Genomic DNA, 22,510 nt, shown 5'->3' on the forward strand with positions numbered 1-22,510 from the left:
CGTTGGAGCCGCCGATGTCGTCAGCCGCCCGTGTCCTGTTCCTGTCCCTGCTGCTTCTGCTCGCGGTGTCCCCTGTCGCGTCGGCCGCCGAGCGGTGGTCCCTCGCGCCCTCGGGCGGCGGGCGACCGTCCTTCTACGGCGAGGGGCCGGCGGGGACGGTCCTTGAGGACACGGTGTCCGTGACCAACCCGAGCGGCGCACCGGTCACGGTCCGACTGCACGGCACCGGTGTCACCTTCGAGGACGGCACCGTGCGCGTCCCTGCCCGCACCCGCGCCGACGTTCCCTTCACGGTGGCCGTCCCGACCGCCGACCGCGCCGTCGAGATCGTCGCCCGCGACACGGACGGGGGCGAACGGAGGGTGCGGGTCCAACTCCGGGTCACCGTCCCGGAGCTGTCGGCGCTGACCGTCGAGCGGGTGCGGGTGAACGGTGACCGCATCGCGTACGAGCTGGTCAACCGCGGTACGACACCCATCGCCCCGAGGCTGGCCGTCCAGGCCGACGGCGTCTTCGGCCGGGTCCTCGACCGGGCCCCGCGCACCCTCCCCGTCGCCCTGCCCCCGGGCAGCCGCACCGAGCTCACCGAGCCATGGCCCGACCGGCCCGCGCTCGACGCGGTCGACGTGCGGCTGACGGTGACGGCGGCGGGCGGGGTGAGCGACACGGCGGTGGCGTCGGCGCGGTTCGTGCCGTGGGGTGCGGTGACGGGGGTCGCGGGGGTGATGGCGGCGGCGGGCGCCTTCTTCGTCGTACGACATCGAAGGCGACGCCGTACGGCATTCGGCGGCGAGCCCGCCGGAACCGGACAACCACCCCAGAAGGAAGCCGAGTTGACGGGAGCGGGGACGTGAGCGGCAGGGGCAGGGTGCGCATGGCTGTGTTGCCGGCCGTGCTGGCGGTGCTGGCGCTGCTGCTGGCGCCGGCTCCTGCCATGGCCGCCGATCCGCCCGCCGTGAAGCTCTCCAAGTCGCAGGCGGGGACGGGCGGTTCGATCACCGTCACCGGCAGCGGCTGGCGGTCGAAGGCGCTGCTGATGATCCTGGTCTGCGGCCAGTCCGTGCCGTCGAGCGGCGTGACCGGTGGCACCAACTCCTGCGCCAACGCGGACGGCAGGGCCGTGACGACGGACGCCGAGGGGCGCTTCAGCCGGAAGCTGCCGGTGGCCGAGCCGCCCGTGCCGTGCCCGTGCGTGGTGCACGTGGCGACGGTGACCGGGGCGAAGGCCGAGGCCGACGCGATCTTCCAGGTGGCCGGGCACGCGGTCGAGCCGCTGCCCGCTGAACCGGCGGGCGGACGCCTGTCGGTCCTCACGGACACCCGCCTCGACGGCTCCGGCGGTCTGCTGACCTGGTTCGGCGCACCGCCGGCACGGACGCTGGTGTTCACGGTGGGCAATGTCGGTACCTCGCCCGTCAAGAACCCGGTCTTCCAGGTCGGCACCTCCCACGGCGTGTTCGCCCCTCAATGGGAGGAACAGCAGTGGCGCGGCACGATCCAGCCGGGCAAGAAGGCACGGATCGAATTGCCGGTGGAACTCGCCGCCGGGGCGCACGGTGACTACACGGTCTCCCTGAAGTACGGCGGCAAGGTGATGGCGGAGCAACCCTGGGGCGTGGGCCGGCCCTGGGGCGTGACGCTGTTCTGGGTGCTGGTCTGCCTGGTCGTACCGGCGGCTCTGTTCCGCGTCGGGATGGCGGTGGTGGACCGGGTACGGCCGCGGCAGACGTCGCGGCGCCGTGGTTTCCGCATGCCCGAAGTGGCCCTGCGCATCCCGGGGTTGAGGCCCCGGGAGGAGGCGAAGCACGCCGCCTCCGCTCCCACGACCCTGCCGTGGTTCACCCCGGACAACGACCCGGGCACGGCCGGTCGGCTCTCCGCACCGCACGACGACAGCCCGACGAGTCCCACGGATCCGCCGGGTCCTACGGCTCCGACCAGGAAGGGATCCACGTGAGCAAGCGAAGGAGAGTCACACCGGTCGGCCCTCGGCGCCCCCGGAGAGCGACCGCGGCGGGCGCCGCCCTGATGCTCGGCGGCGCGGGCGTGCTGCTCGGCGTGGCCGCGGCACCCGCGCAGGCGGCCGAGGTGTCGTACGCGACCGAGTGCATACCGCCCGCCATCTCCGGACTGCCGCCGGTCCAGGGCACGACCAAGGTGGAGATCACCGCGCCCGCCGAGGCGAAGGTCGGCGACGAGGTGGAGGTCGTCTGGAAGCTCGTCCAGGCGGCGTCCAAGAACCCGAACATCCTCGACCTGGAGCAGAACACGGTCCAGCCGACGGGCACCTTGAAGGCGGCCGGTGCGCAGACGGCGGACATCGCGATGCAGGGGCCGCGCGAGAACCCGCCGATCCCCAAGAACACCGACATGAAGCTGTCCGACATGAAGGGCAAGCTGAAGCTGACGGCGCCGGGCGAGGTGACCCTGACGCCGGACGCGTACAACATCAACGTCAACAAGCCGATCTCGACGGACACCAAGTGCACGCCGAAGGAGACGGTGCAGAAGGCGGCGACGATCAAGGTGACGGACGGGGGCGGGAACTCGGGCGGTACGACGGGTGGGCTGCCGACGGTGATCCCGACGCTGCCGACGGGTGTGCCGACCGATCTGCCGACCGGCCTGCCGACGGGCTCTTCGAGCCCGACTCCGTCGCCGAGTGAGAGCGAGACGGGCGGGGACGCCGGTGGTTCCAGCACCGGTGGTGGCGGCGACAGCGGTCAGACCGACTTCACCGGCAAAGAGGTCCAGGTCCCGTACGAGTGCAAGACGCCCATCGGCGACAAGGAGGCGACCTCGCCGGTCCAGATCAACGCCAAGAAGAACGGCGGGAGTTTCGACCTGACGGTCCAGTTCAAGAAGTCGGTGATGGACAGCCCCGCCGACATCCCCAAGGACTCCGTCAAGCCGTCGATGGAGGTCGTCCTGGGCGGCGTCGACAAGGGCACGGTCCATGTCGAGGGGCCGACCAACTCCGAGGCCATCAAGTCGGGCGACCCGATCGAGATCCCGGACCTCACGGGCACGTACAAGCCGGGGGCGAGCGGGGAGTCGACGCTGTCGCCGGGTGTCCTGACGATCGAGGCCCTGGGTACGACGACGACGTGCACGCCGGCCAAGTCGGAGGTGTCGTTGACGCTGGACACGACCGAGCAGGCGAGTGGGGCGTCCGGTGGCGGCTCGGCGGCGGGCGGTTCCGCGGGAGGTTCGTCCACGGACGGCGGCTTGGCGGCGACCGGCGCGGAGGACCAGGGCTCGCTGAAGGCCCTGGGCCTGGTGGCGGGTACGGCGCTGCTGCTGGGTGGCGCGGTGTTCACGTTCATGCCGGGGCGGCGTCTGCGGTAGCGCTCCGCTGGTGGTGCCGGGAAGGGGCGTCGGGTGTCTGCGGGTCCGTTGTGGCTGGTCGCGCAGTTCCCCGCGCCCCTTAGGGGCGGGTCAGTGGTCCAGGCGTAGGTGCGAGCGCATCATCACGTTCGCGTCGGCCACCGCGCTGTAGTCGTACGCGGTGCGTGCGGCGGCCCGTCGTGCCGCGAGGTCCCGGCAGGAGTCGCAGCCGGCCACGGGGACGGGTGAGCGGCTCACGTCGAACGAGGGCCTCGACCGGGGCGGTGGCTGGGTCACCGCGTACACCCCCGTCCGACGCTCCAGTGCTCCCGCAACTCCCGTTCGCAGGCGCTGGCCTCGGTGGTCCGGCCCGCCTCTCGTGCCGCGTCCCGCTGGGCCGTTAACGCCCCGCACACGTCACACGTGGGCGGCGGTGGGGGCGCCGCCGCCCATGCCGCACGTGTGGTCACGCGGACCACCGCGCGAGCGCCGACTCCATCGCCCGCAGCACGGTGGGCGTCGGCCGCGCCCAGCCGCCGCTCGGCGCCCAGGCGGCGGGGGACGGGGCGCGGTTCGGGCCGTGCGGGCGGGTGCGGCGCGGGAGTCGGGGGAGCGTCGTGGGCGTGATCATGGCTCACTCCTTGAGGGGCGATTCAGGGGAACGCCTGTGCTGAACGCATCCGCTGGATTACGGTGCGTGTTCAGGTGCAGATACGAGCATGCCGTGAACGGAGTGCGAAATGGCTGCTGGGACGCGCTAGTTCCACGCTCGGCCTGCCAAATTCCACAAATTCCACAGCCGGGCGGACGGGGAGGACAGGGTGCCGCAGCGACGGACGGTGACGAGCCGCAGCCAGGAGCCGCGACGGCGGTTCGCGGAGGAGGTACGGGCGCTGCGCGAGCGGAGCGGGGTGAGCCTCCGGGAGCTTGCGGATCAGCTGGGCTGGGACTGGTCGACCCTGGGGAAGCTGGAGCGGGGTCAGACGCTGGGCAGCCCTGAGGTGGTGCAGGCGTTGGACGCGTATCACGGGACGCCGGGGTTGTTGCTGGCGTTGTGGGAGCTGGCGGTCGCGGATCCGACTCAGTTCAAGGAGCAGTACCGCAGGTACATGTTGCTGGAGGCCGAGGCGGAAAGCCTGTGGCACTTCGGCGTCACCCGAGTGCCGGGCATGCTTCAGACCAGGGGATACGCGACTGAGGTCCTCGCGGCAGGCGATATCGAGGGGGACGGCCTCGTCCAGCAGGTGGAAGCGCGACTCGGTCGTGCAGAGTTACTGATGGGGGACGGCGGCCCGCGCCTCCGCACCATCCTGTACGAGGCGGTGCTGCGCATGGCGTTGCGTGACCCGGCGGCGTGGCGCGAGCAACTGGAGCACCTCCTGGAGGCCGCCGAGCATCCGAGGATCACGATCCAGGTGCTGCCGTTCAGCGCCGGACCATGCGTCCTGGATGGCACGCACGTGATGTTCCTGCGGATGGCCGACGGGCGTACCGTGGCCTACACGGAGACCGCTTATCGGGGCGAACTGATCGAGGAAGCAAGCCAAGTTGGGCGGTTGCAACTCGCATACGATTCGATGCGCGACCTGGCGCTGTCACCGGCCGAGTCGCTGAAGTTCATCGGGCAGATGCTGGAGGAAGCACCGTGCGATCCATAGACCTGAACGGCGTGACGTGGCGCAGGAGCAGCTACAGCAACTCGGACGGCGGCGAGTGCGTTGAGGTCTCCGACGACCTCCTGGCCGGGGCCTCGTGGCGCAAGAGCAGCTACAGCAACCCGGACGGCGGCCAGTGCCTCGAAGTCGCCGACAACCTCCCCACCCCCCTCGTCCCCGTCCGTGACTCCAAGAACCCCGACGGCCCCGCCCTGATCCTCCCGGCGACCGCCTGGGCCTCCTTCGTCACGGCCGTACGACACGACGAGCTGCCGAACTGACCTGATCCGCAAAAGCCGGAGGCCGCCGCACCATGCTCGGTGCGACGGCCTCCGTCGGTTCAGCCCAGCCGCAGGCGCTACCGCACGTTGCCCATCAGGGCGCGGATCTTGCGGCCGGCCATCATGAAGGCCAGGCTGGCGGCGACGGCGATGATGGCCCACAGCGTGTAGTAGACCGCGTCGCCCAGCGGCGCGTTGAGCTTGGTGGTCCAGCCGTTGAGGGCGTTGCCCGTCGCGACGGCCAGGAACCACAGGCCCATGATCTGGCCCACGAACTGCTTCGGCGCCAGCTTCGTCGACAGGGACAGGCCCACCGGGGAGAGGCACATCTCGCCGAGGGTCTGCGCCAGGTAGACGCTCAGCAGCCAGAAGACGGTGACCTTGCCCGTGTCGCTGTTCGCGGCGGCGGCGCCGGCCAGGCCCATGATGCCGAACGAGCCACCGATGAGGAGCATCGCCAGGGCGAACTTCATGGGCGTGCTGGGCTCACGGTTGCGCTTGGCCAGCTTGACCCACAGGGCGGCGAAGATCGGGGCGAGCACGATGACCATGGCCGGGTTCACCGACTGGTACCAGGACGCCGGGAACTCCCAGCCGCCGATCATGCGGTCGGTCTTGGTGTCCGCGAAGATCGTCAGCAGCGAACCGGACTGGTCGTAGATCATCCAGAACAGCACGGCGGTGGCGAAGAACCAGGCGAAGGCCTTGATCTTGGGCTTGTCCTCGGTGGTCAGGGCCGGGCTGCGGTACATCGTCACGAAGTAGACGATCGGGACCACGATGCCGAGGATCGCGAGCACGTTGACGATGTGCTCGATGTCGTACGTACCCAGCGCGATGTCCGCGACCAGCGCGGCGACCGCGATGCCGCCCCACAGCGCGACCTTGCGCAGCGCGGTGCGCTTCTCCTCGGGGGAGGCCGGGGTGGCGGGCTCCTTGCCGATGTCGCCGAGGTGGCGGCCGCCGAGGACGTACTGGATGACGGCGAGGGTCATACCGACACCGGCGACACCGAAGCCGAGGTGCCAGTTGACGTTCTCGCCGAGGTAGCCGACGACCAGCGGGGCGGCCATGCCACCGATGTTGATCGCCATGTAGAAGAGCGTGAAGCCGGCGTCGCGGCGGGCGCTGGGCTGGCCCTCGTAGAGGCCGCCGACCATCGCGGAGATGTTCGGCTTCAGCAGGCCGGTGCCGATCGCGATCAGGCCGAGACCGCAGAAGAAGGCGATGTCCGCGGGGATCGCCAGCGTGAAGTGGCCGAGGGCGATGACGATGCCGCCGACGAGCACGGCCTTGCGGGCGCCCCAGAGGCGGTCCGCGACCCAGCCGCCGGGCATGGCGGCCATGTACACGACCGCGTTGTACACACCGTAGATCGAGGCGGCCAGGGCTTCCCGGCCCGCCAGGGGGCCGTCGAGGACGCCCGCGATCAAGTAGAGGACGAGGATGCCGCGCATCCCGTACCAGGAGAAACGCTCCCACATCTCCGTCATGAAGAGCGTGGCCATACCGCGGGGGTGGCCGAAGAAGGTCTTCTCGGAACCGGGGGTGCCCGGGGAGGCCGAGTCCTTCGTCAGGCTGGACGCCATGGTCGATCCTTGCTGGTCGGGACGCGCATCGACGTTGGGGGTCGCGCGCCCGGTGGGGGGCGGCCGGCTCCGGCGGGTTCGGCCGCCCGGCCACAGGTCATTCCTTTTGATCCGCACACTGATCCGCACATAAAAGAGACCTTCAGCGTCAAATGCCGCCAAAGGTCCCCGCAGTGCTACAGGCGTAGAGTCACCATACGGCAGGACACGGCCGGATATGGAAGGACTTGAGACTGGGATCACAGGTGTCAAGGGAACCGCGGGCACCCTTTCCAAGGTCCTTTCCAGGATCCCACTTCATTGGCATAGGTCTGTACCACAGCGATCGAAGGTAAGAGCCCGGTCAAAGGCCGGTAAGAATCAAGGGGTCCGATCACACCCCAGCTCTTGTCATGGGCGGACTACCATCAGCTCATGACCCGTGTACTGCTCGCCGAGGACGACGCGTCCATTTCGGAGCCGCTGGCCCGCGCACTGCGCCGGGAAGGGTACGAGGTCGAGGTGCGCGAGGACGGCCCCTCCGCGCTCGACGCCGGGAATCAGGGCGGCATCGACCTGGTCGTGCTGGACCTCGGCCTGCCCGGCATGGACGGTCTGGAGGTGGCTCGTCGGCTGCGTGCCGAGGGCCACGCCGTGCCGATCCTCATCCTCACCGCCCGCGCCGACGAGGTGGACACCGTCGTCGGCCTGGACGCCGGCGCAGACGACTACGTCACCAAGCCGTTCCGGCTCGCCGAGCTGCTCGCCCGGGTGCGGGCCCTGCTGCGGCGCGGCGCGGCCGAGCCGCAGCAGCCGCCGGCCACGCACGGGGTGCGGATCGACGTCGAGTCGCACCGGGCGTGGATGGGCGACGAGGAACTCCAGCTCACGGCGAAGGAGTTCGACCTGCTGCGGGTGCTGGTGCGGGACGCCGGGCGGGTCGTCACCCGGGACCAGCTGATGCGGGAGGTCTGGGACACGACCTGGTGGTCGTCGACCAAGACGCTCGACATGCACATCTCCTGGCTGCGCAAGAAGCTCGGCGACGACGCGGCGAACCCCCGCTACATCGCCACGGTGCGGGGCGTGGGCTTCCGCTTCGAGAAGAGCTGAGCTGAGCCTTCAGGGCCGTATCCGCCGACCAAGCCGCACACGTGAGTAACAGGACATGCGCCGCCGACTGATCCAGTCCACCCTTGCCGTGGTTCTCGTCGTGATCGCCGTCTTCGGCGTTTCCTTGGTGATCGTCGAGACACGGACCATCACCAGCACCGCACAGGAGCGGGTGGACACCGAGGCCGTCCGGCTGGTCAGCATCGTCGACAGCCGGCTGCTCGGGGACGAGACCGTGGACGCCTCGGTGCTGCGGGACCAGATCCAGGGGGATCGTTACGCCGAGATCCGGATCCCCGGGAAGCCGTTGATCGAGGTGGGCACCCGTCCCACCGGTGACGTCATCAGCGCCCGCGAGACGGGCGAGGAGGGCGAGACGGTCATCGTGCAGGAGCCGCGGTCGTCGGTGACGCGGGAGGTCGGCCGTACGTTGCTGATCATCGGCGCGGTGGCCCTGCTGGCGGTGATCGCGGCGGTCCTGCTCGCCGTCCGCCAGGCGAACCGCCTCGCCTCCCCGCTCACCGACCTCGCGGAGACCGCGGAACGCCTCGGCTCGGGCGACCCCCGCCCCCGTCACAAGCGGTACGGCGTCCATGAGCTGGACCGGGTGGCGGACGTCCTGGACTCCTCCGCCGAGCGCATCGGCCGCATGCTCACGGCGGAGCGCCGCCTGGCCGCGGACGCCTCCCACCAGCTCCGCACGCCGCTCACGGCACTCTCCATGCGCCTTGAGGAGATCACCCTCACCGATGATCCCGACACGGTGAAGGAGGAGGCGACGATCGCGCTGACGCAGGTGGAGCGCCTCACGGACGTCGTCGAACGCCTCCTCACCAACTCCCGCGACCCGCGCAACGGCTCCGCCGTCACCTTCGATCTCGACGAGGTCATCCAGCAGCAGCTGGCGGAGTGGCGGCCGGCGTACCGCAGCGCGGGGCGGGCGATCGTCACCTCGGGCAAGCGGCACCTGGAGGCGGTCGGCACACCCGGCGCGGTGGCCCAGGTCCTCGCCGCCCTGATCGAGAACTCCCTCATGCACGGCGGCGGCACGGTGGCGCTGCGCACCCGCGTCACCGGCAACCAGGCGGTCATCGAGGTCACCGACGAGGGTCCCGGTATCCCCGCCGACCTCGGCGCCCGCATCTTCGAGCGCGCGATCAGTGGCCGCAACTCCACGGGCATCGGCTTGGCGGTGGCCCGAGACCTCGCAGAAGCGGACGGCGGCCGCCTGGAAATGCTCCAGACGAACCCCCCGGTCATCGCCCTGTTCCTGTCCCGCACGCCCCCGGAGAAGAAGCAGGCGCATGAGTCGGGGACGACGGTGAGGTGAGGTAGGGGTTCGGGACGACTGACGGCTGCGGGCCGGGAGGGATTTCGCCCCCGCCGCCCCTACCCGTCCCATCCTCCAGGGGCTCTGCCCCTTCGACCCCGCCAGGGGGCTCCGCCCCCTGGACCCCCGCTCCTCAAACGCCGGAGAGGCTGTTTTTAGCCCGTCCGGCGTTTGAGGACGAGGCCCCTTCAGGGCCGATAGCGGGGGTCTGGGGGCGGCAGCCCCCAGGAGCGGGGTCGAAGGGGCGGCAGCCCTTGGTGATGGGACGGGTAGGGGCGGCGGGGGCGAAAACTCCCCAGGGCCCAAGCCGCCCGCGCCGGCAACGTCGTCTCAGCCCACCCGCTGGCGGACCCGCGGATTCCCCTGCTCCGGCTCCGCCCGCCGCGGCGCCTCCAGGAACGATTCCGCGCCCGCCACAGCAGCCGCCTCAGCCTCAGCTTCCGCTTCGCCCTCATCCGAAGGCATCGCCCGGAACACCCACGTCCGATACGACCAGAACCGGAACAACGTCGCGATCCCGATGCCGACGAACTTGAAGATGTTGCTCTGCAGCGGGCTGTCCCAGCCGAAGCCGTACGTCGCCGCGTACAGCACGCCGTTCTCGATCACCAGGCCGACCACGCTGAACAGCAGGAACAGACCCAGTTCCTTCGTACGGCGGCTCTTGTCGCGGTCGCGGTACGTGAAGTACCGGAAGCCGACGTAGTTGAAGGCGATCGCCACGACCGTCGCGATGACACTCGCCCGCACCACCTGCAGGTCGGTCACATGCCGAACCAGGTTGAACACGAGGAGATTGACCAGGAGCCCCGCTCCCCCCACCGCCCCGAACTTGACAACCTCACGCATCAGCCGATCGAAGCGCTGCCGAACGGCACTGCGGGAGACCGGAGGCGCCGCATGAAGCCCCGAGGAACCACGTCCCATGGTCGTGAAGGCTCCTGTCGGTCGATTTGTCGGACGGTTTCGTCAACCCAGCCATGCTAACCACCCCCCTCGACGATTGCCTGTGCGCAAGCTCATAGGTCGGGAAGAGACCGGGAAAACTCCGGTAAGAGGGGCGCCCCGGGACGGCCGATACCCTAGGGGCGTGACGTTCCCGGTAGTCGGCATGGTCGGCGGGGGCCAGCTCGCTCGTATGACACACGAGTCAGGCATCCCGCTGGGCATCAGGTTCAAGCTCCTCAGTGACACCCCTCAGGATTCCGCGGCGCAGGTCGTCAGCGATGTCGTCATCGGCGACTATCGCGACCTGGACACGCTGCGCGAGTTCGCGCGCGGTTGCGACGTGATCACCTTCGATCACGAACACGTACCCATCGAGCACCTCAGGGCCCTGGAGGCGGACGGTATCCCCGTCCGCCCGGGCCCCGACGCGCTTCAGCACGCCCAGGACAAGGGCGTGATGCGCGCGAGACTCGATGCCATCGGGGTGCCCTGCCCCCGGCACCGCATCGTGAGCGACCCGCAGGACGTCGCCGCCTTCGCGGCCGAGGGCGACGGCTTCCCGGTCGTCCTCAAGACCGTCCGCGGCGGCTACGACGGCAAGGGCGTCTGGGTCGTCGACTCGCCCGAGGAGGCCGAGGCCCCCTTCCGGGCCGGCGTCCCGGTCCTCGCCGAGGAGAAGGTCGACTACGTCCGCGAGCTCGCCGCCAACGTCGTACGGTCCCCGCACGGCCAGGCCGTCGCCTACCCCGTCGTCGAGTCCCAGCAGGTGGGCGGCGTCTGCGACACCGTGATCGCGCCCGCCCCCTACCTCGACGAGACCCTCGCCCTGAAGGCCGAGGAAATGGCGCTGACCATCGCCAAGGAACTTGGCGTCGTCGGCCACCTCGCCGTGGAGCTGTTCCAGACCCGCGACGGCCGCATCCTCGTCAACGAACTGGCGATGCGCCCGCACAACTCGGGCCACTGGACCCAGGACGGCGCCATAACGTCGCAGTTCGCCAACCACGTCCGCGCCGTCCTCGACCTCCCCCTCGGCGACCCGCGCCCGCGCGCCAGGTGGACCGTGATGGTCAACGTCCTCGGCGGCGACTACCCGGACATGTACTCCGCGTACCTGCACTGCATGGCCCGCGACCCCCAGCTCAAGATCCACATGTACGGCAAGGACGTGAAGCCCGGCCGCAAGGTCGGTCACGTCAACACCTACGGCGACGACCTGGACGACGTGCTGGAGCGCGCACGTCACGCAGCCGGCTACCTGAAGGGCACGATCACCGAATGAGCACCGCTGTCGGCCCCGTCGTGGGCATCGTCATGGGTTCGGACTCCGACTGGCCCGTGATGGAGGCCGCCGCCCAGGCCCTCGACGAGTTCGAGATCGACTACGAGGTCGACGTCGTCTCCGCGCACCGCATGCCGCGCGAGATGGTCACGTACGGCGAGCAGGCCGCCGAGCGAGGTCTGAAGGTGATCATCGCCGGTGCCGGAGGCGCCGCCCACCTCCCGGGCATGCTCGCCTCCGTGACCCCCCTCCCGGTCATCGGCGTCCCCGTCCCGCTGAAGTACCTCGACGGCATGGACTCCCTGCTCTCGATCGTGCAGATGCCAGCCGGCGTCCCCGTGGCCACCGTCTCGGTCGCCGGCGCCCGCAACGCCGGCCTGCTCGCCGCCCGCATCCTCGCCACCCACGACGAGGACCTGCAGCAGCGGATGCGCGAGTTCCAGCAGGACCTCAACGACCAGGCCACCGAGAAGGGCAAGCGGCTGCGCGCCAAGGTAGAGGGCGCGGGCGGCTTCGGCTTCGGCACGGGGAAGTGACGCCGATGACCTCCGCTTCGCTGGAGGCAGCCCGGGAACTCCTGCGCGAGTTCCCCGTCGTCGACGGCCACAACGACCTCCCGTGGGCCCTGCGCGAACAGGTCCGCTACGACCTCGACGCCCGTGACATCGCCGCCCACCAGGGCGCCCATCTGCACACCGACATCCCCCGCCTGCGCGAGGGCGGCGTGGGCGCGCAGTACTGGTCGGTGTACGTCCGCTCGGACTACGCCGGTGACAAGGCGGTCAGCGCCACCCTCGAACAGATCGACTGCGTACGGCAGTTGCTCGCGCGGTATCCGAACGACCTGCGCCCGGCGCTGACGGCGGCGGACATGGAGGCGGCGCGCGCGGAGGGCCGTATCGCCTCCCTCATGGGCGCGGAGGGCGGCCACTCGATCGCCAACTCCCTCGCCACGCTGCGCGCGCTTTATGCGCTCGGCGTCCGCTACATGACGCTCACCCACAACGACAACATCGCGTGGGCGGACTCGGCGACGGACGAGCCCGGAGTGGGCGGCCTGTCGGCCTTCGGCCGCGAGGTCGTGCGGGAGATGAACCGCGCGGGCATGCTCGTCGACCTCTCGCACGTGGCGCCCACGACGATGCGCGACGCGCTCGACGCCTCCGTCGCCCCGGTGATCTTCTCCCACTCCTCCTCCCGTGCGGTCTGCGACCACCCGCGCAACATCCCCGACGACGTCCTGGAGCGCCTCCCCGGAAACGGCGGCGTCGCGATGGTGACGTTCGTGCCGAAGTTCGTGCTCCAGGCGGCGGTCGACTGGACGGTCGCGGCCGACGAGAACATGCGTGCGCACGGCTTCCACCACCTCGACACGACCGCCGAGGCGATGAAGGTGCACCGCGCCTTCGAGGAGACCAATCCGCGCCCGGTCGCCACGGTGTCCACGGTCGCCGACCACCTGGACCACATGCGCGAGGTCGTCGGCGTCGACCACCTCGGCATCGGCGGCGACTACGACGGCACGGCCTTCACCCCGGACGGCCTGAACGACGTCTCCGGCTACCCCAACCTGCTCGCCGAACTGCTGGACCGCGGCTGGTCCAAGCCCGACCTGGCCAAGCTGACCTGGCAGAACTCGGTGCGGGTGCTGGGCGCGGCGGAGGACGTGGCGCGGGATCTTCAGGCGACGCGGGGCCCGTCCAACGCGACCATCGAGGCGCTGGACAGCTGAGCGGTTAGCGGTACCGCAAGGGAAGGGCGGCCGCGCATGACTTGTCCTGCCGGTGCGCCGAGCGCGACCGCATCGACCGCATGATCGCCGACCTCGTCCGCTCCCGGGACACCCTGGACGAGGTCAGAGAAACCGACGAAACGGGTCTCTACCAGTGACGAAAGTCCTGGTGGGGCCCGTTTCTCGTTGGACATGGTGCGGGCTGCTGGTATGACGACCTGGTTCCGCACCTACTACTTGCGTGATCATGCCGACCTCGCGGCGATGGGTCGCTATGAACGCAGTACGGCGTCCTGGCCGAGGCCGTGCTCGACGGCTGGCAGGACCAGCCGCCGGCAGCCGAGATCTCCGCGGAGGAGTTCGAGCGCCTGTGGGTCGAGGCCAGGCGAATTCATGGTGCTTCAGGCTGATCTGGCGGGCTGACCGGCCTGCTGCGAACGGGGCAGTGCCGGGCCCGGTCTCCTCTTCGGGGATGTGCGCGGGACTTACGTTGGGCACGGCACGCGCCCCTTCGCGACCTTCCGTCTCCGCGTGCCGCCGCACTGACCGCACGGCGGAAAGAGGCATCCGGGATGACGCGCAGCTCCGAACGCCGCAGGTGGTCGGCGGCAACAGCCCAGGGCAGACTCGCGGTGGCGGCATGCGCCGCCGCCGGGCTCCTGACAGCGACGGCGTGCACCGGCGCCACGACGAACTCCCCGCCGGCGGCCGCCGCCGCGACGCCCTCCCCCAGCACCTCGGTCCGTGAACTCACCCCGGCGCTGTCGTCGCAGCTGGACAAAGCCGTCCAGCAGACGCTGAAGCAGGCGGGCGTGCCCGGGGTGACCGTGGGGCTGTGGCTGCCGGGCAAGGGCACGTACGTCCGCTCGTTCGGTGTGGCCGACAAGGGCACCGGCGCCGCCATGTCGGAGAACCTGCGCGTGCGGATCGGCAGCGAGACCAAGACGTTCACGGTGACCGGGCTCCTGCGGCTGGTGGACGGGGGACGGGTCGGTCTCGACGACCCGATCTCGAAGCACGTGGACGACGTCCCCAACGGGGACCGCATCACCCTGCGCCAGCTCGCCGAGATGCGCAGCGGACTGTTCTCGTACAGCGACGACCCGGACTTCGACAAGGCCTTCCTCTCCGACCCCGACCGGAAATTCACGCCGCAGCAGTTGCTCGACTACGCCTTCAAGCACCCTCCGCTGTTCGCCCCGGGGCAGAAGTTCAACTACTCCAACACGAACCTGATCCTGCTCGGCCTGGTCATCGAGAAGGTGAGCGGCCAACCCCTCGGCGACTTCCTGAAGCAGCAGGTCATCGAACCGGCCGGCCTGCGCAACACGGTCTTCCCCAAGGGGACCGAGTTCCCCGATCCGCACGCCCAGGGCTACACGGTGCAGACACCGAACGGCGACGTCGCGAACGCGACGAACTGGGACCCGTCCTGGGCCTGGGCCGCCGGTGCGATCATCTCCGACCTGCAGGACCTGCGGAAATGGGCGCCGATCCTCGCGACGGGCACCCTGCTCGAGCCCGCCACGCAACGGCAGCGCCTGCGGATGCTGCCCACCGGCTACCCGGGAACCGCGTACGGGCTCGGTATCTTCACCACCAACGGGTGGATCGGGCACAATGGCTCGCTCCCCGGCTACGAGTCGGTGACGGTCTACCTGCCCTCGGCCAAGGCGACGTTGGTGATCCTCACCAACGCGGACTTCATCTACAAGGGCTCCGAGAACAGCACGCTGTTCGCTCAGGCCATCACCCGCATCGTGACCCCGGACAACGTCTACGCCCTGCCGCCGTCGGCGCCATCCTCGCCGTCCCCGTCCGCCTGACGCGCCGGCCGTTCGGCGCGTTCGGGTGGGAGCACGGCCATGCCGTGTACGAGGAAGACGCCGAGCAGATCGCCTCCAGCAGTCCAGGAGCTGCCGTGATCAGCGCATTTCGTCGGTTGGCCGGTCATCGAGGCGGCCCGGGAGCCGGCGCGGTCGAGGCGTGATCAGCAGGCGCAGAGACAGAACGGGTGCCCCGCCGGATCCGCGTAGACCCGGAAGCTCCGCGTGCGGTCCTCGGCGTCCAGCGGCTTGGCGCCCAGGGCCAGGACCTCCTTCTCGGCCGAGTCCAGGTCCTCGACGGTCAGGTCCAGATGGAACTGCTGCGAGTGATCGGGCGCGGGCCACTTCGGCGGTACGAAACCCGGGGCGGCCTGGAATGCCAGTGCCTGCCCGCCGGGTGCCTTCAGGTTCACCCACTCGTCCTCGCCCTCGACGCTGCCGCCGAGCACGCGCGCGTAGAAGTCCGCGAGGGTGCGGGGGTCGGGACAGTCCAGGACGACGACGCCCAGTTCGGCGATGGCCATGGCTTCCTCCTTGAAGTCTTGGTTACCCGTATAGCTCGTCAACGGGTAACCGCGTTACCGCATACTCCCGCATTGGGGGTAACGTCGCAAGAGGGATCGGGAGGTAGCGTGCAGCTATGAGTGAGAGATCGGCCGCGCCCGGAGGCCTGGAGCTGGTCCAGTCCCTGGTCAACACGCTGGACGTCGAGACGGGGGTCGACTCGCTGGACACGGCGGAGGGGCGCGCGCGGTTCGGGGTCGCCGAGGAGGACCTTCCCGGGGCGCGGGAACTGCGGGAGTCGCTGCGGGTGGCGCTGCTCGCGCACGCCGGCCATCCCGCGCACCGTGCCGTGGCGCCGCTGGACGAGCTGCTGACGGCGGCTCCGTTGCTCGTCAGGGTCGACGCGGGGGGCTCCGCGCTGCTGGGGGCGGCCGACGATGCTCCGCTGGTTTCGCGGGTCGCGGTGGGGATAGCGCAGGCGCTGGTGGAGGGCACCTGGATGCGGCTGAAGGCGTGTGAGGCGGTCGACTGCCACTGGGCGTACTACGACCGGAGTCCGGCGGGGCGGGGGCGGTGGTGCTCGATGCAGGTGTGTGGGGCGCGGGCGAAGATGCGGCGTTATCGGGCGAAGTGACGCCTACGGAGGTGCCGGGTTGGGTCTTCTTGCGGCTGCGGGTTCGTTGTGGCTGGTCGCGCAGTTCCCCGCGCCCCTTTAGGGGCGTTGCTGTTAAGCCTCTTCCTCGCGGGACCGCGCTGCCCGTGAACCCACCAACAGCAGGCACATCACCGCCACCCCCGCGACAATCCCCGTCAGGACCAGCAAGGGGTCCAGTGGGCGGGTCGTCGAGGCGATGACCTGGGTCTGTGGTGTCGGGGACGCGGTGGCCGTCGGCGTCGGAGACGGCGTTGCCGAGTTTGCGGTGGCCTGGTGAGACGGCGACGGGGTGGACCGTACCGGCGAGGAGGCCGGTGCGCGGGTCGTCGCCGTCCTGCTCGGGACGGTCGCGTGATGGCCGGACGACTGGTTTCCTGAAGCCGCCCCGGCCTGCGAGTGATCGTGCGTCGGCGCCGCCGCCGAGGTCGCCGGTGCCGCCGCCTGGACCACGATCCGGGCCGTCATGTTCGGGTGGACGGTGCAGTAGTAGGCGTACGTCCCCGGCGTTGTGAAGGTGAAGCTCCAGGTGCCGCCCTTGTTCAGCATGGGGGAGTGGATGGCCACCGGGCCGGACGTCGTCTTCACGTCGTGTGGTGCGGTGTCCTGGTTGGTCCAGGTCACCGTGGAGCCGACAGGGATCGTCAGGCTCGCGGGGCTGTAGGCATACCCGCTCATGGTCACCCGGTACGTCGCCGCCGACGCCTGCCCGCCCGGCACCACGAACAGCAGCCCGAGCAGGGCGGACAGGGCGAGCACGGCCCCCTGGACCGCTCGCCGGGCCGCCCTCACGCGAACTCTCCGGCGATCAGCAGCCGCAGCCGGGTGGCCGGACGCAGCCGGCCGAACCGGAAGCCGGTGGCGCGCCGCAGCAGCCGGTACGGCAGCCGGGCCACACCCACGCCGAGCAGCCGGTCGTCGGCCCGCTCGACCACCCGCAGCCGCAGCAGTATGGGGAAGTCGGTGTCGTCGATGCGGAGGTCGCCGGTCAGCTGGGCGGTGCCGGCGGTCTCCTGGGCGTGGTCGAGGGTGAGGGCGGCCTTGAGGTGGGCGTCGTCGAACGCGAAGCGGAGGGTGGGGTGGTCAGGGTGTTCATGGGGCTCGGGCACCGTGAGCGTGGCCTCGGCGAGGGTGAGGCGACGGCGGCGTACCGGCAACGGGCCGTAGAGAGCGGTGAGTTCGACCAGTGAGCGGCCGGGCGCCACCGTGTAGCGGCCGGGCAGCGGGAGCCAGGGGGCGGCCGGACCGGGGGCCCCGGGTGGGGTCGGTTCGATGGGGAGGGTGACGGTTGTCATCCCGGTCTCCTTGGAATGCGGTTCCGGAAGGGCGGCGGTGACGGGAACAATGGGGGAGCGCCGGTCCGGCCGACTGAGCCTCGGCCGGACCGGCGTCCGTCTACCGCGCGGGCGGTGTCAGCAGCTGCTGGTGAGGTAGTCCTCGGTGGGCGCGAGCAGGTGCTCGGCCCAGACCGTGTGCATCTGCACGTAGCTGTCGACGTTCAGCAGATCGGTGACCTGCTGCCCGGGCGACTCCTCCAGGTGCGCCTTGTTGATGTGGTTCAGCAGCACACTGAGCGTGTCGTCGAGGACCGTGCCGCCGTCTTCGAGGGCGGGCGTCAGGATGCTCTCGACCCACACCGTGTGCAGCTTGATGTACGAGTCCAGCGCCAGCGCGTCCTGGACCTGCTGGCCCGGGGACCGCTCCAGGTGGGCCGCCTTGAGGTGCTGGAGGATCGGCAGCAGCACGTTCTGGACGCTGGCGCACTGCTCGTCGCCGCCACCGGAACCACCGCCGGACGTACCGCCCGTCGAACCACCGGTCGTGCCGCCCGTCGAACCACCGGAGGTCCCGCCGGTGCTGCCACCGGACGTACCGCCCGAGGTCCCGCCGGTCGAACCACCGGTGCTGCCGCCGGACGTACCGCCCGTGCTGCCACCGGTCGAACCGCCGGTGGAACCACCGGTCGAACCGCCGTCATCCGCGGCGACGACCTTCACGGACGCCACCATGTCCGGGTGCACCGCGCAGTAGTACTCGTACGTCCCTGCCGTGGTGAACGTGTACGACCAGGAGTCGCCCTGCTCCAACGTGCCCGAGTCGAACTTCTTCGGGCCCTTGGTCGTGGTGACCGTGTGCGGCACGCTGTCGTGGTTGGTCCAGCGGACCGTTTCGCCGACCTCGACGACGAGCTGCTTCCCGTCGCCGAACTTGTTGTTCATGATGTCGACCTGGTGGTCCGGCGCCGCTTCGGCCGCCGGCTGGGCCGCCGCCGCGGCGGCCGCGGGCGCCTGAGCCGCGCCCGCGTCCGCCGTGGAGGACGCCCCGGAGGCCGAGCTGCCCGCGGCCGCCTGGAGCAGCCCCAGGCTGAGCACCGCGGTCAGCGCCGCGCCGAGTCCGGCGACCAGCAGACCCCGGTTGCCCGAGGGCGCCCGGCGGCGCGGCGCCGCCTCGCTCTCATTACGTCGTTTCAACGCAACTCCTTTGATTTTCATGGGAGTTCACTGGCCAGGGTTGGTCGTGACCAGCAGACTCGTCACGGCCAGCACGACGAGGACGAGCCCCGTCTCGGCCGCGACCGAGTAACCGAAAGGCCGCACGGTGGCGGCGTCGCCGCGCAGCAGCACGGCGAGATCGAGACGGGTGCGCACCCACTGACGGCTGGCGAGGGCGGCCAGCAGGACGACGCCTAGGACGCCCGTCTTGAGCAGGAGCAAGTGCCCGTACGAGGTGTGCAGCAGGGCGTCGTACGAGCCCACGACCTGCCACGCCAGCACCAGCCCGGCCGCGACGATGCCCGTCACGCTCACCGCCGCCAGCCGCGAGTAGCCCGGCACCACCTGCGCCAGCTCCCCGGCCCGGCGCCGCGGCAGCACCGCCAGCGCGAGCATGGCCAGCCCGCCGATCCACAGCGCGACGCCGAGCAGATGCACCAGGTCGGCGAGCGCACCCCAAGTGGGCTCACTGCCCTCGGAGTTGTGGCCCGCCATGCCGGTCGCCCGCAGCAGCCCGAGGCAGACGGCCAGCGCGCCGACCCGCCAGCCGGGGGAGCGGGAAGTGCGGGGCCCGCCCTGCAGCAGCGCGCTCAGCACCACCGCCGCGAGCACCCACAGCAGCACCCGGGCGGCGAGCACGACGCCGGGCTCGGTGGTCAGGACGTCCACGTACGTCTCGGCGCGCAGCGCGTCACGCAGGCCGCCGAGTGCGCCGTACGCGCCCTGGAGGCCGATGCTTGCCACCGACGCCAGCAGCCCGCATGTCCAGGCCAGCCCCAGCAGCGCCCGGGCCCGCGGCTCGTGCGCACCGCTCGGCCACAGCAGCGTGACGAAGGCGAGGCCCCCGATGAACAGCGCCAGCGACAGATAGCCGGTCCAGCGGGCGGCGACGAGGCCCTTCCGCACCAGGGGGGACGGTGCGGGTGCGGCCTCGTCGCCGCGGTCCTTCGCGGCCGGCGCTGCGGTGCCGATGCCGAAGTCGAGCCTGCCGTAGGACGCGTGTCCGTCCTCCTCGTCGACGACCGACCAGACGACGGCGAAGTCACCGTCCGCCGGGTGCCCGAGGGCGGCCCGTACGACCTCGCCCTTGCGGCCCGGCACGACGGTCACCGGGAGCCGGTCGCCGTCCAGCGTCATCACGCGCACCTCGGCGAGGTCCACGGGCTCGTCGAAGGTGAGGGTGAGGTGCTCGGGGGCTCGCTTCAGCTCGGCGCCGTTCGCGGGGCTGGAGGTGACCAGCTCGGTGTGGGCGGAGGCGGACGGGGTGCCGAGGAGGACGTAGAGGAGCGGGGTGAGGACGAGGAGGGTGAGGGCGCGGCGGAGGGTCATGGCGTCGCCTCCGGGGTGGGGCTGATGCCGCCGAGGAGGGAGGGGAGCGGGGCGAGGCCGATGCAGGGGGAGGGCTGTGGGGACGGGGATGCGTCGGCGGCGGGGTCCTCGGCCGTGGGGTCTTCGGCTGTGGGGTTGAGGAGGCCGAAGACGGGCTCGGCGAGGCCGGTGAGGAGGGGGCGGGCGAGACGGACCTCGCCGTCCTCGCAGGTGGCGTCGTCGGCGGGCGGGGTGGTGCCCGGCGCGGACGGGTCGGGGTCGGGGGAGGACGGGGACGTGGGGTCGGAGGGCGTCGGGGAGTCGCCGTGGCCCGTGTGGCCCGTGCCGCCGGAGGTGCCGGTGTGGCCGGTGTGATCCGTGCCGCCCGTGCCGCCGGGGTAGTAGACGCCGGTGGCCGGGAGCACCCCGGTCCCTGCCGCGGCTCCGCCCGAGGCGTCGCCCGGGGTGTCCGGCGGTGCGGCGGTCTCGCCCGGGGACGAGGGCGCGGTGGCCGCGGGCGGCGGGGCGGCACTCGGGGCGGAGGAGGCCGACGGGGCGCCGATCCCCGACGCGTAGCCGAGCACGACCACCACGGCGCCGACAAGCGCGCCCGCGACCAGTTCGTCACGGTGGTCCTGCGGCCACAGAGCCCGGCGGAACAGGGGCATGGTCACTCCTGGCATGGTCTGTTCAAACAGGTGAACGCCGACCAGTGGAGTGGCGCGCGAATTCCGCGCGGCTACACGTCAGTTAAGCGGCTGTTGCGGTGCCTCTCTTTCGAGAGGTGCCCCGCTGTGAGACCGGGTAAGACCGTCGTTATTCCGTGCAATTGCAGCCGTGGAGAATTCGCGTGCGGTCATTTCTTTTCCTTCACGCTACTCGAATAGAATTCGAAGGTGCGTGGGGATTTCAAGGAGAACGGCATATGCCTTTGCGTGGTCCCGCCGTAGGGCCGGGGGCGGGCAACAGTGGGCCCGTCCCCCCCCCGGGGGGGGGCAGTCCGAGCGCAATTTTCCTGCCGGAAACAATGCCCGTCTTTTCTCAGGCCGTCGGCCGCCCCATCGCCCGATAGGTCCAACCGGCCTTCCGCCACACCTCAGGATCGAGCGCATTACGCCCGTCCAGAACGACGCGGGCCGCCGCGACCTCACCGAGTTCCGCCGGATCCAGCTCGCGGAATTCCCGCCATTCCGTCAGATGCAGTACGACATCGGCGCCCCGGACGGCCTCGATCGCGCTGTCGGCATAGCCGAGGGTCGGGAAGAGGCGGCGGGCGTTCTCCATGCCCTTGGGGTCGTACACCGTGACCTGGCCGCCCTGCAGGTGGATCTGCCCGGCGACGTTCAGCGCGGGCGAGTCCCGTACGTCGTCGGAGTCGGGCTTGAACGTGGCGCCGAGCACCGCGACCCGCTTGCCGAGGAACGGCCCGCCGCCCAGCACCTGCCGTGCGAGCTCCACCATCTGCCCGCGCTGGCGCATGTTGATGGAGTCGATCTCGCGCAGGAAGGTCAGCGCCTGGTCGGCGCCCAGCTCACCGGCGCGGGCCATGAAGGCGCGGATGTCCTTCGGCAGGCAGCCGCCGCCGAAGCCGATCCCGGCCCGCAGGAACTTCTTGCCGATCCGGTCGTCGTACCCGATGGCCTCCGCGAGCTTGGCGACATCGCCGCCGGCCGCCTCGCACACCTCCGCCATCGCGTTGATGAAGGAGATCTTGGTGGCCAGGAAGGAGTTGGCGGAGGTCTTCACCAGCTCGGCGGTGGGGAAGTCGGTGACGACGAAGGGGGAGCCGTCGGCGATCGGCGTCGCGTACACCTCGCGCAGCAGCTTCTCGGCCCGCTCGCTGCGCACGCCGACCACGACCCGGTCCGGGTGCAGCGTGTCCTCGACGGCGAAGCCCTCACGCAGGAACTCCGGGTTCCAGGCCAGCTCGGCGTCCGCGCCGGCCGGCGCGTGCTCGGCGAGGTAGGCCGCGAGACGGTCGGCGGAGCCGACGGGGACGGTGGACTTGCCGACGACGAGAGCGGGGGCGGTGAGGTGCGGGGCGAGGGACTCGAAGGCCCGGTCGACGTACGACATGTCGCAGGCGTACTCACCATGGCGCTGAGGCGTGTTCACGCACACGAAGTGCACATCGCCGAAGGCCCCGACCTCGGCCCAGTCCATGGTGAACCGCAGCCGCCCGGTGGATCCCTCGATGCCGGCGACGTGCTTGCGCAGCAGCTCCTCCAGTCCCGGCTCGTACATCGGGACCTCGCCGCGCCGCAGCATCTCGATCTTCTCGGGCACGACATCGAGCCCCAGCACCTCGAAGCCGAGCTCGGCCATGGCCGCGGCGTGCGTCGCGCCGAGGTAACCGGTGCCGATCACGGTGATCTTGAGGGCCATGAGGGACTCCAGAAGGGGTACGGGGACATGCGGGCCCGAGCATAGTCGGCGGGTCTGACGGGCAACTTCCCCCCTGTCGCCAAGCTCACGTATCACTCCCGTGGGCC

General features: G+C 70.6%; 24 protein-coding genes. 12 read left to right on the forward strand and 12 right to left on the reverse strand.

Going from position 1 to position 22,510, the window contains the following annotated elements; genetic code table 11:
- Positions 1-14: 14 nt before the first annotated feature.
- From BLU79_RS07620 to BLU79_RS07630, 3 genes are all read left to right on the forward strand, one after another.
- A complete protein-coding gene (locus BLU79_RS07620; RefSeq protein WP_093904818.1) occupies positions 15-854 on the forward strand; it encodes a hypothetical protein in 840 nt (279 codons plus the stop codon).
- A 20-nt stretch (positions 855-874) separates the two neighbouring features.
- Positions 875-1,957: a hypothetical protein gene (locus BLU79_RS07625; protein ID WP_177000907.1), complete on the forward strand. Its 1,083-nt coding sequence runs from the start codon at positions 875-877 to the stop codon at positions 1,955-1,957.
- 71 nt (positions 1,958-2,028) lie between these two features.
- Positions 2,029-3,348, forward strand: a complete 1,320-nt coding sequence (locus BLU79_RS07630) for a hypothetical protein (RefSeq protein ID WP_093904820.1) — start codon at positions 2,029-2,031, stop codon at positions 3,346-3,348.
- 90 nt (positions 3,349-3,438) lie between these two features.
- Here the strand turns inward: BLU79_RS07630 and BLU79_RS48130 are convergent, their stop codons facing one another.
- Together BLU79_RS48130 and BLU79_RS48135 are read right to left on the reverse strand one after the other, a co-directional pair.
- Entirely contained in the window at positions 3,439-3,585 is a 147-nt protein-coding gene (locus BLU79_RS48130) for a hypothetical protein (protein ID WP_177000908.1), read from the reverse strand.
- Positions 3,586-3,793: 208 nt separating this feature from the next.
- Positions 3,794-3,958, reverse strand: a complete 165-nt coding sequence (locus BLU79_RS48135; protein ID WP_177000909.1) for a hypothetical protein — start codon at positions 3,956-3,958, stop codon at positions 3,794-3,796.
- Between the two features lie 190 nt (positions 3,959-4,148).
- Here BLU79_RS48135 and BLU79_RS07640 point away from each other — a divergent pair, with 190 nt between their 5' ends.
- Complete coding sequence (locus BLU79_RS07640) at positions 4,149-4,985, forward strand: helix-turn-helix domain-containing protein (RefSeq protein WP_093904822.1); 837 nt, start codon at positions 4,149-4,151, stop codon at positions 4,983-4,985.
- On the forward strand, positions 4,973-5,263 hold the full coding sequence (locus BLU79_RS07645) for a DUF397 domain-containing protein (protein WP_093904823.1): 291 nt from the start codon (positions 4,973-4,975) through the stop codon (positions 5,261-5,263). Before BLU79_RS07640 ends, BLU79_RS07645 begins: the two co-directional genes overlap by 13 nt.
- A 77-nt stretch (positions 5,264-5,340) precedes the next feature.
- Here the strand turns inward: BLU79_RS07645 and BLU79_RS07650 are convergent, their stop codons facing one another.
- Positions 5,341-6,852 (reverse strand): peptide MFS transporter, encoded by a 1,512-nt coding sequence (locus BLU79_RS07650; protein ID WP_093904824.1) that lies wholly within the window; start codon positions 6,850-6,852, stop codon positions 5,341-5,343.
- Positions 6,853-7,266: 414 nt separating this feature from the next.
- On the opposite strand from BLU79_RS07650, the gene BLU79_RS07655 reads away from it, so the two are divergent.
- Together BLU79_RS07655 and BLU79_RS07660 are read left to right on the forward strand one after the other, a co-directional pair.
- On the forward strand, positions 7,267-7,944 hold the full coding sequence (locus BLU79_RS07655; protein ID WP_093904825.1) for a response regulator transcription factor: 678 nt from the start codon (positions 7,267-7,269) through the stop codon (positions 7,942-7,944).
- A gap of 55 nt (positions 7,945-7,999) precedes the next feature.
- Positions 8,000-9,274: an ATP-binding protein gene (locus tag BLU79_RS07660; protein WP_093904826.1), complete on the forward strand. Its 1,275-nt coding sequence runs from the start codon at positions 8,000-8,002 to the stop codon at positions 9,272-9,274.
- Between the two features lie 330 nt (positions 9,275-9,604).
- Here the strand turns inward: BLU79_RS07660 and BLU79_RS07665 are convergent, their stop codons facing one another.
- Positions 9,605-10,201 carry a GtrA family protein gene (locus BLU79_RS07665; RefSeq protein ID WP_093904827.1) on the reverse strand — a complete coding sequence of 199 codons (597 nt, stop codon included), beginning with the start codon at positions 10,199-10,201 and terminating at the stop codon, positions 9,605-9,607.
- A 163-nt stretch (positions 10,202-10,364) separates the two neighbouring features.
- Between BLU79_RS07665 and BLU79_RS07670 the strand changes: the two genes are divergently transcribed.
- The 3 genes from BLU79_RS07670 to BLU79_RS07680 are packed head-to-tail and all read left to right on the forward strand — an operon-like array spanning position 10,365 to position 13,236.
- Positions 10,365-11,504, forward strand: a complete 1,140-nt coding sequence (locus tag BLU79_RS07670) for a 5-(carboxyamino)imidazole ribonucleotide synthase (RefSeq protein ID WP_093904828.1) — start codon at positions 10,365-10,367, stop codon at positions 11,502-11,504.
- Entirely contained in the window at positions 11,501-12,040 is a 540-nt protein-coding gene (purE, locus tag BLU79_RS07675) for a 5-(carboxyamino)imidazole ribonucleotide mutase (RefSeq protein ID WP_177000910.1), read from the forward strand. Before BLU79_RS07670 ends, purE begins: the two co-directional genes overlap by 4 nt.
- Before the next feature lie 5 nt (positions 12,041-12,045).
- On the forward strand, positions 12,046-13,236 hold the full coding sequence (locus BLU79_RS07680; protein ID WP_093904829.1) for a dipeptidase: 1,191 nt from the start codon (positions 12,046-12,048) through the stop codon (positions 13,234-13,236).
- 272 nt (positions 13,237-13,508) lie between these two features.
- Here the strand turns inward: BLU79_RS07680 and BLU79_RS48895 are convergent, their stop codons facing one another.
- A complete protein-coding gene (locus BLU79_RS48895) occupies positions 13,509-13,631 on the reverse strand; it encodes a hypothetical protein (protein WP_256333184.1) in 123 nt (40 codons plus the stop codon).
- A 177-nt stretch (positions 13,632-13,808) separates the two neighbouring features.
- Between BLU79_RS48895 and BLU79_RS07685 the strand changes: the two genes are divergently transcribed.
- On the forward strand, positions 13,809-15,062 hold the full coding sequence (locus BLU79_RS07685; protein ID WP_093904830.1) for a serine hydrolase domain-containing protein: 1,254 nt from the start codon (positions 13,809-13,811) through the stop codon (positions 15,060-15,062).
- A 164-nt stretch (positions 15,063-15,226) separates the two neighbouring features.
- Here the strand turns inward: BLU79_RS07685 and BLU79_RS07690 are convergent, their stop codons facing one another.
- Positions 15,227-15,586: a VOC family protein gene (locus BLU79_RS07690; RefSeq protein ID WP_093904831.1), complete on the reverse strand. Its 360-nt coding sequence runs from the start codon at positions 15,584-15,586 to the stop codon at positions 15,227-15,229.
- 116 nt (positions 15,587-15,702) lie between these two features.
- Here BLU79_RS07690 and BLU79_RS07695 point away from each other — a divergent pair, with 116 nt between their 5' ends.
- The gene (locus tag BLU79_RS07695) at positions 15,703-16,200 is read left to right on the forward strand and encodes a CGNR zinc finger domain-containing protein (protein ID WP_093904832.1); all 498 of its coding nucleotides are present in this window, start codon (positions 15,703-15,705) and stop codon (positions 16,198-16,200) included.
- A 93-nt stretch (positions 16,201-16,293) separates the two neighbouring features.
- Here BLU79_RS07695 and BLU79_RS07700 read toward each other — a convergent pair whose 3' ends face one another.
- The 6 genes from BLU79_RS07700 to BLU79_RS07725 form a co-directional block, all read right to left on the reverse strand.
- Positions 16,294-17,010 carry a cupredoxin domain-containing protein gene (locus BLU79_RS07700; RefSeq protein ID WP_256333185.1) on the reverse strand — a complete coding sequence of 239 codons (717 nt, stop codon included), beginning with the start codon at positions 17,008-17,010 and terminating at the stop codon, positions 16,294-16,296.
- On the reverse strand, positions 17,007-17,513 hold the full coding sequence (locus BLU79_RS07705; RefSeq protein ID WP_177000911.1) for a hypothetical protein: 507 nt from the start codon (positions 17,511-17,513) through the stop codon (positions 17,007-17,009). The genes BLU79_RS07700 and BLU79_RS07705 overlap by 4 nt, the downstream gene beginning before the upstream one ends.
- Positions 17,514-17,630: 117 nt before the next feature.
- A complete protein-coding gene (locus BLU79_RS07710; RefSeq protein WP_256333186.1) occupies positions 17,631-18,689 on the reverse strand; it encodes a cupredoxin domain-containing protein in 1,059 nt (352 codons plus the stop codon).
- 27 nt (positions 18,690-18,716) lie between these two features.
- Positions 18,717-20,039 (reverse strand): copper resistance CopC/CopD family protein, encoded by a 1,323-nt coding sequence (locus tag BLU79_RS07715; RefSeq protein WP_093904834.1) that lies wholly within the window; start codon positions 20,037-20,039, stop codon positions 18,717-18,719.
- The gene (locus BLU79_RS07720) at positions 20,036-20,686 is read right to left on the reverse strand and encodes a hypothetical protein (RefSeq protein WP_093904835.1); all 651 of its coding nucleotides are present in this window, start codon (positions 20,684-20,686) and stop codon (positions 20,036-20,038) included. The genes BLU79_RS07715 and BLU79_RS07720 overlap by 4 nt, the downstream gene beginning before the upstream one ends.
- Positions 20,687-21,059: 373 nt before the next feature.
- The gene (locus tag BLU79_RS07725; RefSeq protein WP_093904836.1) at positions 21,060-22,403 is read right to left on the reverse strand and encodes a UDP-glucose dehydrogenase family protein; all 1,344 of its coding nucleotides are present in this window, start codon (positions 22,401-22,403) and stop codon (positions 21,060-21,062) included.
- Positions 22,404-22,510 lie beyond the last annotated feature (107 nt).

Origin of the sequence: Streptomyces sp. cf386 (assembly GCF_900103585.1) — a bacterium.
Lineage (GTDB): Bacteria > Actinomycetota > Actinomycetes > Streptomycetales > Streptomycetaceae > Streptomyces.

Excerpts from the sequence above, each read along its gene's own strand:
- BLU79_RS07620 (WP_093904818.1), top strand. The coding sequence starts at position 15 with ATGTCGTCAGCCGCCCGTGTCCTGTTCCTGTCCCTGCTGCTTCTGCTC.
- BLU79_RS07625 (WP_177000907.1), top strand. The coding sequence starts at position 875 with ATGGCTGTGTTGCCGGCCGTGCTGGCGGTGCTGGCGCTGCTGCTGGCG.
- BLU79_RS07630 (WP_093904820.1), top strand. The coding sequence starts at position 2,029 with ATGCTCGGCGGCGCGGGCGTGCTGCTCGGCGTGGCCGCGGCACCCGCG.
- BLU79_RS48135 (WP_177000909.1), bottom strand. The coding sequence starts at position 3,958 with ATGATCACGCCCACGACGCTCCCCCGACTCCCGCGCCGCACCCGCCCG.
- BLU79_RS07650 (WP_093904824.1), bottom strand. The coding sequence starts at position 6,852 with ATGGCGTCCAGCCTGACGAAGGACTCGGCCTCCCCGGGCACCCCCGGT.
- BLU79_RS07655 (WP_093904825.1), top strand. The coding sequence starts at position 7,267 with ATGACCCGTGTACTGCTCGCCGAGGACGACGCGTCCATTTCGGAGCCG.
- BLU79_RS07660 (WP_093904826.1), top strand. The coding sequence starts at position 8,000 with ATGCGCCGCCGACTGATCCAGTCCACCCTTGCCGTGGTTCTCGTCGTG.
- BLU79_RS07665 (WP_093904827.1), bottom strand. The coding sequence starts at position 10,201 with ATGGGACGTGGTTCCTCGGGGCTTCATGCGGCGCCTCCGGTCTCCCGC.
- purE (WP_177000910.1), top strand. The coding sequence starts at position 11,501 with ATGAGCACCGCTGTCGGCCCCGTCGTGGGCATCGTCATGGGTTCGGAC.
- BLU79_RS07680 (WP_093904829.1), top strand. The coding sequence starts at position 12,046 with ATGACCTCCGCTTCGCTGGAGGCAGCCCGGGAACTCCTGCGCGAGTTC.
- BLU79_RS48895 (WP_256333184.1), bottom strand. The coding sequence starts at position 13,631 with ATGAATTCGCCTGGCCTCGACCCACAGGCGCTCGAACTCCTCCGCGGA.
- BLU79_RS07685 (WP_093904830.1), top strand. The coding sequence starts at position 13,809 with ATGACGCGCAGCTCCGAACGCCGCAGGTGGTCGGCGGCAACAGCCCAG.
- BLU79_RS07690 (WP_093904831.1), bottom strand. The coding sequence starts at position 15,586 with ATGGCCATCGCCGAACTGGGCGTCGTCGTCCTGGACTGTCCCGACCCC.
- BLU79_RS07695 (WP_093904832.1), top strand. The coding sequence starts at position 15,703 with ATGAGTGAGAGATCGGCCGCGCCCGGAGGCCTGGAGCTGGTCCAGTCC.
- BLU79_RS07705 (WP_177000911.1), bottom strand. The coding sequence starts at position 17,513 with ATGACAACCGTCACCCTCCCCATCGAACCGACCCCACCCGGGGCCCCC.
- BLU79_RS07715 (WP_093904834.1), bottom strand. The coding sequence starts at position 20,039 with ATGACCCTCCGCCGCGCCCTCACCCTCCTCGTCCTCACCCCGCTCCTC.
- BLU79_RS07720 (WP_093904835.1), bottom strand. The coding sequence starts at position 20,686 with ATGCCCCTGTTCCGCCGGGCTCTGTGGCCGCAGGACCACCGTGACGAA.
- BLU79_RS07725 (WP_093904836.1), bottom strand. The coding sequence starts at position 22,403 with ATGGCCCTCAAGATCACCGTGATCGGCACCGGTTACCTCGGCGCGACG.